This window comes from Mycobacterium sp. MAC_080597_8934 (assembly GCF_000523975.1).
GTDB lineage: Bacteria > Actinomycetota > Actinomycetes > Mycobacteriales > Mycobacteriaceae > Mycobacterium > Mycobacterium avium.
Genome location: NZ_JAOS01000019.1, coordinates 222,632 through 236,820, shown reverse-complemented (window position 1 = coordinate 236,820; position 14,189 = coordinate 222,632). Strand labels below are relative to the sequence as shown.

Annotated in this window: 13 protein-coding genes and 2 pseudogenes; 10 read left to right on the top strand and 5 right to left on the bottom strand. The window is 68.9% G+C overall.

The genetic code is table 11. From position 1 onward, the window contains the following. Nucleotides 1-13 precede the first annotated feature (13 nt). The gene (locus NF20_RS09970) at nt 14-1,042 is read left to right on the top strand and encodes an Rv2578c family radical SAM protein (protein ID WP_033710750.1); all 1,029 of its coding nucleotides are present in this window, start codon (nt 14-16) and stop codon (nt 1,040-1,042) included. A gap of 30 nt (nt 1,043-1,072) precedes the next feature. Here the strand turns inward: NF20_RS09970 and NF20_RS09965 are convergent, their stop codons facing one another. Next, nucleotides 1,073-2,683, bottom strand: a complete 1,611-nt coding sequence (locus NF20_RS09965; RefSeq protein WP_033710749.1) for a purple acid phosphatase family protein — start codon at nt 2,681-2,683, stop codon at nt 1,073-1,075. Between the two features lie 88 nt (nt 2,684-2,771). On the opposite strand from NF20_RS09965, the gene NF20_RS09960 reads away from it, so the two are divergent. Then, nucleotides 2,772-3,194, top strand: coding sequence for a hypothetical protein (locus NF20_RS09960; protein ID WP_016705509.1), 423 nt, complete (start codon nt 2,772-2,774; stop codon nt 3,192-3,194). Here the strand turns inward: NF20_RS09960 and NF20_RS09955 are convergent, their stop codons facing one another. Continuing rightward, complete coding sequence (locus NF20_RS09955) at nt 3,195-3,731, bottom strand: helix-turn-helix domain-containing protein (RefSeq protein WP_033710748.1); 537 nt, start codon at nt 3,729-3,731, stop codon at nt 3,195-3,197. Between the two features lie 46 nt (nt 3,732-3,777). On the opposite strand from NF20_RS09955, the gene NF20_RS09950 reads away from it, so the two are divergent. Together NF20_RS09950 and NF20_RS09945 are read left to right on the top strand one after the other, a co-directional pair. Continuing rightward, nucleotides 3,778-4,575 (top strand): aldolase, encoded by a 798-nt coding sequence (locus NF20_RS09950; RefSeq protein WP_033710747.1) that lies wholly within the window; start codon nt 3,778-3,780, stop codon nt 4,573-4,575. An 11-nt stretch (nt 4,576-4,586) separates the two neighbouring features. Then, complete coding sequence (locus tag NF20_RS09945; protein ID WP_033710746.1) at nt 4,587-5,462, top strand: dihydrodipicolinate synthase family protein; 876 nt, start codon at nt 4,587-4,589, stop codon at nt 5,460-5,462. Here NF20_RS09945 and NF20_RS09940 read toward each other — a convergent pair. From NF20_RS09940 to NF20_RS09930, 3 genes are read right to left on the bottom strand one after another with little or no spacing between them, the layout of a single operon-like run. Continuing rightward, nucleotides 5,459-6,337 (bottom strand): neutral zinc metallopeptidase, encoded by an 879-nt coding sequence (locus NF20_RS09940; RefSeq protein WP_003872663.1) that lies wholly within the window; start codon nt 6,335-6,337, stop codon nt 5,459-5,461. The two genes, NF20_RS09945 and NF20_RS09940, sit on opposite strands and share 4 nt — an antisense overlap. Nucleotides 6,338-6,346: 9 nt before the next feature. Then, entirely contained in the window at nt 6,347-6,844 is a 498-nt protein-coding gene (locus NF20_RS09935) for an SRPBCC family protein (RefSeq protein WP_033710745.1), read from the bottom strand. Between the two features lie 9 nt (nt 6,845-6,853). Then, nucleotides 6,854-7,741 (bottom strand): oxidoreductase, encoded by an 888-nt coding sequence (locus NF20_RS09930; RefSeq protein ID WP_179151733.1) that lies wholly within the window; start codon nt 7,739-7,741, stop codon nt 6,854-6,856. 59 nt (nt 7,742-7,800) lie between these two features. On the opposite strand from NF20_RS09930, the gene aspS reads away from it, so the two are divergent. From aspS to NF20_RS09900, 6 genes and pseudogenes are all read left to right on the top strand, one after another. Further along, entirely contained in the window at nt 7,801-9,576 is a 1,776-nt protein-coding gene (aspS, locus tag NF20_RS09925) for an aspartate--tRNA ligase (RefSeq protein WP_033710743.1), read from the top strand. 328 nt (nt 9,577-9,904) lie between these two features. Next, nucleotides 9,905-10,533 (top strand): annotated as a pseudogene (locus NF20_RS28700) (hypothetical protein); the annotation flags it as partial. Between the two features lie 586 nt (nt 10,534-11,119). After that, nucleotides 11,120-11,684 (top strand): annotated as a pseudogene (locus NF20_RS09915) (hypothetical protein). Continuing rightward, nucleotides 11,684-12,406 (top strand): hypothetical protein, encoded by a 723-nt coding sequence (locus tag NF20_RS09910; protein ID WP_033710742.1) that lies wholly within the window; start codon nt 11,684-11,686, stop codon nt 12,404-12,406. Before NF20_RS09915 ends, NF20_RS09910 begins: the two are co-directional and overlap by 1 nt. Nucleotides 12,407-12,692: 286 nt before the next feature. Then, nucleotides 12,693-13,124 (top strand): nitroreductase family deazaflavin-dependent oxidoreductase, encoded by a 432-nt coding sequence (locus NF20_RS09905; RefSeq protein WP_033710741.1) that lies wholly within the window; start codon nt 12,693-12,695, stop codon nt 13,122-13,124. Nucleotides 13,125-13,127: 3 nt separating this feature from the next. After that, nucleotides 13,128-14,186, top strand: a complete 1,059-nt coding sequence (locus NF20_RS09900) for an FUSC family protein (protein ID WP_033710740.1) — start codon at nt 13,128-13,130, stop codon at nt 14,184-14,186. Nucleotides 14,187-14,189 lie beyond the last annotated feature (3 nt).

Below are 14,189 nucleotides of genomic sequence, written 5' to 3'. Positions count from 1 at the left end.
TCGAATTACTGGCATGCGGTGGGCGAGTCAGGCCGTCGCGGTCAACGGGAAACCCGTCGAGGACGGGGCGCTGCCGGGGCTGCAACGCCTCGGTCTGGTGCGCAGCGTGCGCGCGCCCCAGTTCGAGGGCATCACCTTCCACGAGGTGCTGTGCAAGTCCGCGCTGAACAAGGTGCCGAATGCCTCGGCGCTGCCGTTCCGCTACACCGTCAACGGCTACCGAGGCTGCTCGCACGCCTGCCGGTACTGCTTCGCCCGGCCCAGCCACGAATACCTGGAGTTGAACTGCGGCAATGACTTTGACACCCAGGTCGTCGTCAAGACCAACGTCGCACAGGTGCTGCGCCGGGAACTGCGGCGGCCGTCGTGGCGGCGCGAGACCGTCGCGCTGGGCACCAACACCGATCCCTACCAGCGGGCCGAGGGCCGGTATGCGCTGATGCCCGGCATCATCGGCGCGCTGGCCGAATCGGGCACCCCGCTGTCGATCCTGACCAAGGGCACGCTGCTGCGCCGGGACCTGCCGCTGATCGCGAACGCCGCGGCGCAGGTTCCGGTTTCGGTGGCGGTGTCGCTGGCGGTGGGCGACGCGGAGCTGCACCGCGACGTCGAGCCGGGCACCCCGACGCCGCAGGCGCGCCTGGGTCTGATCAGCGCGATCCGCGCCGCCGGGCTGGACTGCCACGTGATGGTGGCGCCGGTGCTGCCCTACCTCACCGATTCCGTCGAGCACCTCGACGACCTGCTCGGCCAGATCGCGGCCGCCGGCGCGGGCAGCGTCACGGTCTTCGGCCTGCACCTGCGCGGCTCGACGCGGGGCTGGTTCATGGAATGGCTGGCCCGCTCGCATCCCGAGCTGGTCGGCCGCTACCGGGAGCTGTACCGTCGCGGCGCCTACCTGCCGCCGAGCTATCGCGACATGCTGCGGCACCGCGCCGCACCGCTGATCGCCAAGTACCGGCTGGGCGGTGATCACCGCCCGTTCTCCCGAGCGGTTGCGGCCGCGCCGGCGCCCGAACCCGCTCAGCCGACGCTGTTCTGACAAGCCGGAAAACCCGAACACTCCGAGAACTCAGCGGGCTCCGTCGCCGCGCGGCTTGGTCAGCGTGAATCGGTCGATCACCGACATCTCGCCGAGCGGGCCGGTCAGCGCGTAATGCGTCGCGCTGATCGAGGTATTGCCGCCGGCCGGGCCGGGGTCGACGTCGAAAGCCACGAAGCCGTAAGGGTTGTCGCGGTCACGGAACGCCGACCACGGCGCGTCCTCGATGACATAGATCGGCGCCTTGCGCCCCAGCCCGGGGTCGAACGTGCCCACGCCGGTCAGCACGCGGCAGCGGGGCTCGGGGAAGAACATCGCGTTGCTCGGCGCCGACGTGCCGCCGCCGCCGATGACCAGGTGCACCGTGCCGCGCGTGGCGTCGATGAGGTCGCTGCGGGTATCCACCGGTATCGGGGTACGGGTGTCGGTGCCCAGCGCGCCGCGCAACGGGTGCGAGCGCTCGTAGTGATGCTCGTGGCCGCACACCACCAGATCGACCTGATACTGGTCGAACAGCGGCAGCCATTCCTGCCGGATGCCCAGATCGGCGCCGTTGGTCCGGTCCGCGGTGGAGATCGCCGTCTGGTGCATGCACACCACCAGCCAGTCGACGTCCGGGTCGCGCCGCGCGGCGGCGAGTTCGGTTGCCAGCCAACGCTTTTGCTCCCCGCCCGAATAGCCGTGCACGTAGGAGTTGCCGCCGTCCTGAAAGGCCACGTCGTCGTTGTTGAGGCTGATCACCCGCACCGACCCGGCGGTGAACGAATACCACAGGCCGCGGGTTTGCGGGCTGGACCCCGAGTCGGGCAATGCGAAATACGTCTGGTAGGCGCCGTAACCGATTGGGCCGTTGCCCAATTCGTTCTCGTGATTGCCCGCCGCCGGCATCCACGGCCTAAACCGCGCCGAGCGTGAGTTGTTCTCGAACCAGTCGGACCAGGTGCGGATCCGGTTTTGCGCCAGGTTCGCGTAACACAGGTCGCCGTTGACCAGGTTGAACAGCGGGCCGATCCGCTCGATGGCCATGGTGGTGTCCGCGGCGGCCGGCGAGCCGATGTTGTCGGTGGCGTACCGCCCGTTGGGCATCTTGGCCAGCGCGGGCGTCGACTGATCACCGAAGCTGGTGAAGCGCAGGGGTTTTCGGCCCATCGGCGCGGTCCGCACGGTGCCCTGCTGGGGCTGCGCGCCGTCGTGCAGCGCGGCGTAGACGTAGTCGGTGTCCGGCGTCAGGCCGGTCAGCCGGGCATGGTTGACCCGAACTTCGATGCCCGACTTCGCATCCCGGTAGGTGCGGGTGTCGGCGGCCACCGTGCGGCCGAACCCGGACGCCGGGGTTCCGAACACGACGCGCGGATTGCGCACGGCGTCGGTGCTGTGCCAAGACACCACCACCTCGGTGCCGGCGTTCTTTCCGAACTGCAGGTGCAGCCCGGCCACCGGCGGTGCGCCGTTGCGGTCGGGCTGCAGCCACGGCCAGGGCCCTCTCGAGCGCGCGGACTGCGACCACAGCAGCGTGGCGCCGCCGCCGATGCCCACCCCCAACGCCGCCGACACGGCGCCGGTGGTCAGCAACCGGCGGCGGGTGACGCCGGGCGCGTCGGCGCCGGCCGGGTTCGGGGGCTGGGTGGGCTCATCGCTCATGTCTGCTTCATACCCGAGCCGGGTGAGCGCGGGCGCAGCCGCCGGTAAACAGCGAACCGTCGCTAACGAATCCGGTAGCGTTTTCGATATGACGAACGTGCACAGGACAGCGAGCGCGATCTCAGCGGTGACGATGGCCGTGGCGGCGGTGCTCACGCCGGCGGCGGCGCATGCGGACGGCCACCAGGTGACCTACACCGTGACGAGCCCCAACAATGTGACCGCCAACGTCTCCTACGTGAACGCCGACCCGCCCAGCCAGGCCGCCTTCAACGCCGACCCGTCGAAATTCTCGACCAGCGTGCAGGCCCCGCTCAGCGGCGGAACGCCGGTCACCTACACCGCCACGCTGGCAAACCCGAACCAGTTCGCCAGCATCACGGCCAGCGGCATGCTGCACTGGCCGGACTCGGGAAACGGCCCCGCCCAGTTCCACTGCGAGATCGCCGTGGACGGCCAGGTGGTCGTGCAGCAGGACGCAACGACCACCGTCACCTGCCGGCCCAGCTAGTCAGCCGGCGAACGCCGCGCTTCCCGGTTCGGCGTGCGCCACCGCGACGACCTCGGCGGGTTCCGGCCCGACCGAGCGGACCTTGTGGCTGACCGAGGCGTCGAAATACGCGCTGTCGCCGGGCCCGAGCGTGAACGTCTGGTCGCCGTAGTCGAGCTCGACCCTGCCGGCGTGCACGAACAGGAACTCCTGGCCGGCGTGCTCGGGGTGCGGGTCGTCGGCCAGCTGTTCGGTGGGGCGAATCACGAACGGCGACATGGTCTTTCCCAGCATCGACGAGGCCAGTACCCGGTAGCGCCGGCCCTCGGGGCCACCGGCGCGCTCGACGGCGATCTTCTCCCGGGCCGCCTCGTCGGAGAACAGCCGCCCGACGTCGACGTCGAGGGCTCGCGCGACCTTCAGGGCGACCGCGATCGACGGGGTGCTCTGGCCGCGTTCGATTTTGGACAGGTAGCTCTTGGTTAGGCCGGTCTGCGCAGCCAGCGCCTCCAGGGTGAGGCCGCGTTGCCTGCGGACGGGGCGCAGCAGTGCTGTCACGAGGCTCCTATGACACAAGGTTTCCTAACCTGCTACATTGTGTCACATGGCCAGCACGTTCACCGATTCGAAATCGGAATTGATGCGCCGGGCTGCCGAGCAGTTGACGGCGTTGCAGGGCCGGGACGCCGCCGATTCGCCGTTGACCACCCGCCAGAAGCTGGCCCTGACCTGCCGGGCGCTGTTCGACGCCGGGCACGACTCCGGGTTGGCCGGGCAGATCACCGCCCGCGCCGAGGCCGACGGCACCTACTACACCCAGCGGCTCGGCCTGGGCTTCGACGAGATCACCGACGGCAATCTGCTGCTGGTCGATGAGGACCTCAATGTCCTCGAGGGTGACGGAATGGCCAACCCCGCCAACCGCTTTCACAGCTGGATCTACCGTGCCCGCCCCGACGTGCAGTGCATCGTGCACACCCACGCGTTCCACGTGGCGGCGCTGTCCATGCTGGAGGTCCCGCTGGTGGTATCCCACATGGACACCACCCCGCTGTACGACGACTGCGCGTTTCTGGCGGACTGGCCGGGCGTGCCCGTCGGCAACGAGGAGGGGGAGATCATCACCGCCGCGCTGGGCGACAAGAAGGCGGTGCTGCTGGCCCACCACGGCCACGTCATCGCCGGCGCCAGCATCGAGGAGGCGTGCTCGTTGGGAATCCTCATCGAGCGCGCCGCCAAGCTGCAGCTGGCCGCGATGGCCGCCGGCACCGTCAAGCAGCTGCCCGAGGAGCTGGCCCGCGAGGCCCACGACTGGACGCTGTCGCCGCAGCGCAGCCGGGCCAACTTCGCCTACTACGCCCGCCGGGCCCTGGCCCGCCATCCCGACGCGCTAACCAGCTGAGGAGCCAACCCTTGACCGAACCCAAGATCCACGGCATCATCGCCTACCCGGTTACGCCCTTCGCCGACAACGGGATTGACACCGAGCGGCTGGCCGCGTTGGTCGAGCGGCTGGTGTCCGCCGGCGTGCACGCGGTCGCGCCGCTGGGCAGCACCGGCGAGCTGGCCTACCTGGAGGAGCCCGAAGTCGACGCCGTGATCGACACCACCCTGAGCGCCGTCGCCGCCCGGGTGCCGGTGATCGTGGGAGTGTCGGATGTGACCACCGCCAAGACGATTCGGCGCGCCCAATACGCGCAGCGCGCCGGGGCGGACGCGGTGATGATCCTGCCGGTGTCCTACTGGAAGCTCACCGAGCGGGAGATCTTCCATCACTACCGCAGCATCAGCGACGCCATCTCGATCCCGATCATGGCCTACAACAACCCGGCCACCAGCGGCGTGGACATGCCGCCGGAGCTGCTGGTGCGGATGTTCGAATCCATCGACAACGTGGCCATGGTCAAGGAGTCCACCGGCGACCTGACCCGGATGCAGCGCATCGCCGAGCTGTCCGGCAACCGGCTGCCCTTCTACAACGGCAGCAACCCGCTGGTGCTCGACGCGCTGAAGGCCGGGGCGTCCGGATGGTGCACGGCCGCACCGTGTTTGCGGCCGCAACCATGCATCGACCTGTACGACGCGGTGCGCGCGAACGACCTCGACACCGCGCAGCGACTCTACGACGACCTCAAGCCGCTGCTCACCTTCATCGTGGCCGGCGGGCTGGCCACCACCGTCAAGGCCGGCCTGGAGTTGCTCGATTTCAAAGTCGGCGACCCGCGCGCGCCGTTGCTGCCGCTCGACGAGCAGGGCCGCGCCGAGTTGCGCAAACTGCTTGCGGCCTAACCCAAGTCGGGCGCGGAGAAGGTGTCGCACTGCTTCGGGTCGCCGGTCTGGTACCCGATGGTGAACCACTTCTGGCGCTGCTCGGAGGAACCGTGCGTCCAGGACTCGGGGTTGACCCGGCCGGTCGCCTGCTTCTGGATGCGGTCGTCGCCCACCGACGCGGCGGCCGACAGCGCGTCGGCGATGTCCTTGTCGCTCAACGGCTCCAGGTAGGGCACACCGGTGCTCTCCTGCTTGACCGTGGAGGCGTAGTGCGCCCAGATGCCGGCGTAGCAGTCGGCCTGCAGCTCGGTGCGCACCCCGTTGCCGCCGGCGCCCTGCGCGCCCTGCTGGGAGCGGCCCAACACGCCCTGCAGGTTCTGCACGTGGTGACCGTACTCGTGGGCCACCACGTACTCCTGCGCGAAAGGCCCACCGCTGGAACCGAATCGGTCGACCAGCTCCTGGAAGAAGTCGGTGTCGAAGTACGCCGTCTGGTCCACCGGGCAGTAGAACGGCCCGACCGCGGTGGTGGCCGGGCCGCAGCCGGTGTTCACCCGGCCGGTGAACAACCGCACGTGCGGTCGGGTGTAGCGCGGCATCAGCTGATGCCACACCGCGTCCACCGAGTTCCCGGTGGCGACCACGCGACACTGCACGTACTTGTTGGCGTCGGCGCCCGTCTTGCACTGGCTCAGGTCGAACCCGGGCGCCGAGTAGCCGCCGGTGTTGGTCTGCTGCTGGGGCATGACGCGGCCCGGGTCGACGCCGAGGAACAACGCGCCGAGCAGGATGATCAGCCCGAGGCCGCCGCCCCCGACGGCCATTCCCATCCCGCCGCCGCCGGACGAGGACGCGGTGCTGGTGTCGATCTGCATGCCCTCGTTGAAGGTCATGACACGCTCCTAAGGTTGCCGGGTCGCTAGGGAGTCGGTGTAGCTGCGCAGGTTGCGCAGAAAGCGGCGCAGGGCCAGGTTCAGCAGCGGCCTGACCACCGCCATCGCCAGTTTCGCCGGCCCGGCGGGTTTCTGGGCCATGGTCCAGGTCAGCCGGCAACCGCCGGGGATGACCTGAACCCGGTAGTCCTCGGCGAACGCGGCCACCGACCGGGTCGAGCACTCGTTGAACCGAAATGCCATGTGCGTGAACGGTTCCCAGGCCAGGAACTCCTCGTTGCCGACGATACCGCCGCGCATCTCGACGACCCGGGTGGTGCCCACGTCCCGCGGCTCGGGGCTGGTCCAGGTGACCTTGGTGATCACCGTCGCCCAGCGCGGCCAGGCCGCGGCGTCGGACAGCACCTCGAACAGCTGCTCGGGGGTGATGGCCAAATCGACACTGTTGCGGAACACCACGGGCGCCGAGTCGATGAAGTCGAGGCCGACGCGCTCGCAATCGAACATGGGATCAATCTAGCCGGGGCCGTCGCTGGCCGCGGCCAGTAACGGCACCAGCACGTCGCTGATCGGGGTGGGCAGCCCGTGGGCGCGTCCCTTGCGGGCGATCACCCCGTTGCGGACGTCCCACTCCATCGGCCGGTGAGCCTCCGCGTCGGACAGGATCGAGGTGCCCATGTCCTCGGGAGCCCTGCGGAACAGCTCGACCAGCTCGTCGACCACGTCGTCGGACAGCCGGGCGCCCTCGGCCCGCGCGACCGCCAGGCATTCGGCGACGTAGCGCCGGGACAGGGCGGCGACGTCGTCGCGGCGGAACATCCCGGACCGGCGCCGCGACAGCGCCATGAACCCGGCCAGCGCGTTGGTGAGCAGCTTGCGCCAGGCCGCGGTGATGATGTCGGGGTCGCAGTCCACCCGGCAGCCGGCGTCGCGCAGCAGGGCGGCCACCGCCTGCGCCGACGGCCCGCTGGGCAGCACCAGGGCGGGCTCCGTCCGCAGCCGCACCCAGCCCTGCGGCTGGGTCGTCGCCGAATACCAGACGATGCCCGGGATCACCGGCGAGTCCGGGCAGAGCGGCCGCACCTGCTCGACCTGCTCGACGCCGTTCTGCAGCACCACGACGACGGTGTGTTCGCCGCACAGCCGGGCCAGCCAGCCGGCGGCGCCGGCGTTCTGGGTGGCCTTGACCGCCAGCAGCACCACGTCCACCGGGCCGCTCACCCGACCGGGATCGGTGTGCACCGGGCCGGGGACGACGATCGGGTCGGCGCCGTCGGGGCGCAGCTCGATGCGCTCGCGCGGGGTGCGGCCGCACACCACCACCGAATGACCGGCCCGGTGCAGCAGCGCGGCCGCCGTCGTACCGACGGCGCCGGGACCGACGAGTGCGATGGTGGTGGCAATAGGACCAAAGTTACCTCCTCTAGACTTGGCTTTCGTTTCAGACCAAGGGGAGTGTTTTTGTGCTGCGCAGCCACGCCGCCGGTTCGCTGAGAAGTAGCGACGCCGGGCAGCAGGTAACGCTGGCGGGCTGGGTGGCGCGCCGGCGCGACCACGGCGGCGTCATCTTCATCGACCTGCGCGACGCCTCCGGAATCACCCAGGTGGTGTTCCGCGACCCGGACGTCCTCAAGCAGGCGCACCGGCTGCGCGCCGAGTTCTGCGTCGCGGTGACCGGGCTGGTCGAGATCCGCCCGGAAGGCAACGCCAACCCCGAGATCGCCACCGGCGACATCGAGGTCAACGCGTCGTCGCTGACCGTGCTGGGCGAAAGCGCGCCGCTGCCGTTCCAGCTCGACGAGCCCGCCGGCGAGGAGCTGCGGCTGAAATACCGCTACCTGGACCTGCGCCGCGACGCGCCAGCCGCGGCAATCCGGTTGCGCTCCAAGGTGAATGCCGCCGCGCGCGAAGTGCTGGCGCGGCACGACTTCGTCGAGATCGAGACCCCGACCATCACCCGCTCCACCCCGGAGGGGGCGCGCGACTTCCTGGTGCCGGCCCGGCTGCATCCCGGCTCGTTCTACGCGCTGCCGCAGAGCCCGCAGCTGTTCAAGCAGTTGCTGATGGTGGCCGGGATGGAGCGCTACTACCAGATCGCCCGCTGCTACCGCGACGAGGATTTCCGCGCCGACCGCCAGCCCGAGTTCACCCAGCTCGACATGGAGATGAGCTTCGTCGACGCCGAGGACGTCATCGCGATCTCCGAGGAGATCCTGTCCGCGCTGTGGGCGCTGATCGGCTACGAGATCCCCCGGCCGATCCCGCGGATCAGCTACGCCGACGCGATGGCCCGCTACGGCTCCGACAAGCCCGACCTGCGGTTCGGACTCGAGCTCGTCGAGTGCTCGGAGTTCTTTAAAGACACCACATTTCGCGTCTTCCAGGCGCCGTACGTGGGTGCGGTGGTGATGCCGGGCGGGGCCTCGCAGCCGCGCCGCACCCTGGACGGCTGGCAGGAGTGGGCCAAGCAACGCGGCGCCAAGGGCCTGGCCTACGTGCTGGTCGGCGAGGACGGCGAGCTGGGCGGGCCGGTGGCCAAGAACCTCTCCGAGGCCGAGCGCGCCGGGCTGGCCGGGCACGTCGGCGCCGCACCGGGGGACTGCATCTTCTTCGCGGCCGGGCCGGCCAAGCCGTCGCGGGCGCTGCTGGGCGCGGCCCGCAGCGAGATCGCCAGCCGGCTCGACATGATCGACCCCGATGCGTGGGCGCTCGTCTGGGTGGTGGACCCGCCGCTGTTCGAGCCCGCCGACGACGCCACCGCCGCCGGTGACGTCGCCGTCGGCTCCGGGGCGTGGACCGCGGTGCACCACGCGTTCACCGCACCCAAGCCGGGATACGAGGACGCGATCGAGACCGACACCGGCAACGTGCTCGCCGACGCGTACGACATCGTCTGCAACGGAAACGAGATCGGCGGCGGCTCGATCCGTATCCACCGCCGCGACATCCAGGAGCGGGTGTTCGCGGTGATGGGCCTGGACCACGCCGAGGCTCAGGAGAAGTTCGGATTCCTGTTGGAGGCGTTCACCTTTGGCGCGCCCCCGCACGGCGGGATCGCGTTCGGCTGGGACCGGATCAACGCGCTGCTGTCCCGGGTCGACTCCATCCGCGAGGTGATCGCCTTCCCCAAGACCGGCGGCGGCGTCGACCCGCTCACCGACGCGCCGGCGCCCATCACCGAACAGCAGCGCAAGGAGTCCGGAATAGACGTCAAGCCGGAGCCCAGCAAACCCCATTGACCTCAGCGAACGGCTCGCTCAGGTGCTCGTGGGCCGCAGCTGGTCCGCAGTGGTGTTCATCCGCTCCGCGATCACCGCGCGGATAGCCGTGCGGGTGGATTCGGCGGCATCAGGCCACAGATGGCCGTAACTGAATTGACGAAGTATGCGGCTTGAGCACCTACGCCGCGCACAGTCCGAAAGTGAATTGATCGACAAGCCGGGCGGTAGTCTTTTCCCGTGCGCGGAAGAGTAGCGATGCTTGTCGGTCTGCCGCGTTGTGTCGACGACCCGTCACCGATGGTGGGCGTGCTCGGGCCCGGGCTGATCAAGAACACCTGACGATTCCATGCAACTCCGCTACATCAGCATTTCTGCGCTGATCGCTGAAGCCGGTGGTGACCCATGGGCAGTCGACCGGAGCTTGCAGGCCGGTAGTCCCTTTCGGATTTCTAGCTCGCGGAGGCCTTTCATGCTGCCGGGCGGTGTACCGCCGAGGCGAACCACTCGTTTGAGCAAGCCCGCGACCGCTTTGACGCTGCTTGGAATCATCAAGACGGAGACCACCCGATCAACGACTCGGCTGAAGTGCAGCGGGTGACGAAATCCCTAGGGGCGCAATCTCTTCAGTTGCCCAAGATCGGTGCGGACCTGGAAAACATCGCCGCGAGCCTGGCCGAGGCGCAAAAAACCGCGGCGGGGCAGATCGCAGCGTTGGAAATTCGGCTGCAGCAACTGGATGGCTTCATCGGCCAAGCGGTAGAGATGGAAAAAGATCCCAAACTCACTGCAGAAGATCGACATGCACTTGATGCGTTCATCACTGCCCGCGAAGACGACGCCATCCGCGATACCAAAGCCGCGCTGGGTCAGCTGCAAGCGACACGCGACGGGTACTCAAGCTCGTTTCAGAATGCACTGGGAACGCTACACGCAGACGGGTATGACTCCACCGGCGTCCAGGCGGGACCCGTCCCGGCACCGGTCGACCACCCCGGCGGGGGGCCCGCGTTGACCCCGACGACGGGGGATGTGGCAATCGGGGCTGCGGGTGCGGTCGCCGGTGGTACCGCCGACGGTGTGCGTCAGGCTACGACCAACTTGATCGCTGAGTCCCCCGGCACCGGTCCCGGCAAGGCTGATCCGGGCTTATTGAAGTGGTTGGAGGACCCCAAGGTCGGCGGCGTCGAGCTGAGGGGGTTCTCTCGTATCGGTGGGGTGGTTGCTGCGGCCAGCGCCATACCGGCCGTCATGTCCGACATGCATGACGGCAACTCGGCGGCCGAGGCCGTCACCCGAGAGACTGCAGGAACTGCTGCCGGGCTATGGGCTGGCGCGACGGTTGGTGGTCTTGCCGCGGACGCGGCAGCTGGTGCAGCGATCGGCTCGGTCATTCCGGGTGCCGGGACCGCAGTTGGTCTGGTGGTGGGCGCCGGTGTGGGAGCGGTCGCCGCCTGGGGGGGATCTAAGTTGGTCGAAGTGGCCTGGGAGCCGGTCGCGGATGCCGTCGGTAGTGCGGTGCACGGCGTGGAATCGGTCTTCGGTTTCGGGTAGGACGGCGACGATGCGATTCGATGAATACACGGAGAAGCACGGCCTGGCTGTGTCTCCGGTCGAGCGGTTTGCCGGGCTTGTCGTGGAGGTGGGGGTACCGCGGGGCTGGGAACCCTTCGATTCGGCCGTCGGAGTCCGTGTGGGTTTGTCGCACCGACCCGTGCATCGACGTGTTTGGCGCCAACGCCGTGTTGACGATGCATCGAGTCCAGGCCGCTTTGGACCCTGCTGACGTGTTCGCGATGCTGGTCGAGCAGCAGTTGCAGACGGCGCCTGGGTGTTGCGAACTAAATCGTGAACTCGGCCTTGCCGGTGAATCTGTCGGAGTTCAGGGGTTGCTTGCGATGCAGATTACCCACGAGCTGGGCGCGATCGAGAGCGTGTCACGATCGCGGATCATTACGGCTGAAGAGGAGACGCTGATCGCGCAACTCACGATGACCGTGCTACGCGATTCACCGGTGGAGCGGGCGAATATCTGGCTGGCTGTCCACAAGCGTGCGGCGGTGGCAGGTCCAGCTTCCGACGATCACCACCGCAGTGCTCCGGCAACCACAATGCGAGACCGTCACTGATGCCCAACAGTGAGGCCAGCGGGGGGTGGGGGCGGGTACTGCGGTACGCGTTCGGCGTCGCCCTACTTCTGGTCACAGTGGTGGCAACGTCGGCGGGAGTGCAGTGGTACTTGTCGCTGATCGGATTCTGCACGGCACTCCTCTTCGTCCTCGGCAGACGCCGGATTTTTCGGCCGGGAGTCAACCGGTCGGGGAACGAGATCGTGTGCAGGTATCTCCCGTGGTACGAGGGAAATGCGTACGTCTTGAACGTGCTGGTCCCCCTGCTAGGGGCCGCCAGCGTCGGCGCGGGGTTTGCCCCCGGCAATCCGGTATGGCTTCGTGTCACGGGCATCATCCTGCTGATTCCGACACCGCTGTTCGTTTACTCCGCAGTTCGGATGTGGCGCCGATGCATTTTGTGTATTTCCCCGTCGGCGCTGACCGTGCGTTTGGCCGCGCCCAAGGCCGAGTTCATCAAAATCCCGCGTGAGTGCGTTCTGTCGATCGTGCCCAAGATCCCGAATGGGGCGGGCAGCCGGTCATACCAAGTCGAGATCTCCTATTGCGCGGCGGATTCCAACAGTGACCACACTGTACTGTTGGGCCCCCAGCTCAGCGTCCAGCCGATTAACCTCCTCAACGCCCTCGCGGCCTGGAAAGATGCCACCGACGATAACCCGAGCGAGCTGCTGGATCGGGTCGAGCGGATTCTCCGAGGCCATTCAACGGCCCGCGTGTAACCGCTCAATCAAGTCCATGGACGTGGTGTACTTCCCGCATGACGTTGCCCCGGACGACATTCCGTTCCCCACGACGTTTACCGGCGCGGGCCCCGACAAGTGACGGACCGTACCGTTGTAGTCCCGGTCCGCAGTCAGTCCGCAGTAGATTCAACAGCACTTTAGGCACCCGTCAGAACCAACTATCCTGACCAGGGTGTTTCTTGCGCAGCCATCACAGCTAACAGCAACAAACGAGCAGCACGAAGTCCGGAATAGACGTCAAGCCGGACCGGGTTGAGCAGGCATGACTGATATTCCGGACACCGGCACCATCAACGCGTTCAACCAGAGCATCATCGACGAATTCCGGGCCAACGACGGCAAAGTGGGCGGCCAGTTCGAGGGTGCCGACCTGCTGCTGCTGCACACCACCGGCGCCAAGTCGGGTCAGCCCCGGGTGTCGCCGCTGGCCTACTTCCGCATCGACGGCAAGCTCCTGGTGATCGGCTCGTTCGCCGGCGCCCCGGTCAGCCCGGCCTGGGTGCACAACCTGCGGGCCAACCCCGCCGCGCGGGTGGAGATCGGCACCGACAGCTTCGACGTGACCGCGCGCGAGCTGCCCCGCGAGGAGCGCGACGCGCTGTTCGCCCAGGTCGCCGCGGCCGCCCCCGGCTTCGCCGAGTACCAGGCCAAGACCAGCCGGGTGATCCCCCTGTTCCAGCTGATCCGGACCTGACCGATGCGCGGCTCGGCGGTGCCCTCGTTGATGCGCACCGCCGTGCGGGCGGGCGGCAAGCGGCTGGGTGCGGTGTGGTTCAACCTGCTGCAGACGTCGCTGGCCGCCGGCCTGTCCTGGTACCTGGCCCACGACGTGCTGGACCATCCGCAACCGTTCTTCGCGCCGATCGCCGCCGCGGTGTCGTTGTCGACCAGCAACGTGCTGCGCGCCCAACGGGCCGTCCAGATGATGATCGGGGTGACGCTGGGCATCGGGCTGGGCACCGTGGTGCAGGGGATGCTCGGTCCCGGCGCGCTGCCCATCGCGGTCGCCGCGCTGGTCGCGCTGGGCGCCGCGGTGTTCATCGGGGGCGGCTTCATCGGGCACGGGATGATGTTCGCCAACCAGACCGTGGTCTCGGCGCTGTTGGTGCTGGCCCTGTACCGCGGCGGCGCCGGGCCGGAACGCATCTTCGACGCGCTGATCGGCGGCGCGGTGGCCATCGTCGTGGCCGTGCTGCTGTTCCCGGCCGACCCGCGCACCGTGCTGGGCGCCGCCCGGGCCGGCGTGCTGGCGGTGCTGCACGACGTGCTGTCCCGGGCCGCCGACGTTTCCTCCGGCCGCCGGGCGGCCCCGCCCGACTGGCCGCTGAGCGCCGTCGACCGGGTGCACGAACAGCTCAGCGGCCTGCTGGAGGCGCGCACCACCGCCCGGCACGTCGTCGCCATCGCGCCGCGACGCTGGGGCCTGCGCGACGCCGTGCGCGCCGCCGACCATCAGGCCGTGCACGTCGCGCTGCTGGCCGGCTCGGTGCTGCAGCTGGCCCGCGCGGTGGCCCCCGGCCCCGGCGACCGGCAGGGGCAGCCGGTGTCGACGGTGCTGCTGGTGCTGGCGGCGGCGACCGCGCTGGCCGACCGCGATCCGGCCGGCGCGTGCGTGTACCTCGGCTCGGCGCGCCGGCACGCCGCGCGGCTGCGCTCGGGCGACGGCGGCGACCGGGAGCCGCACGTCGCGCTGGCCGACGCCGTCGGCGCCTGCGTCGACGATCTGCAACGGGTGATCGACCTGCGGCCGGGGTGAGGG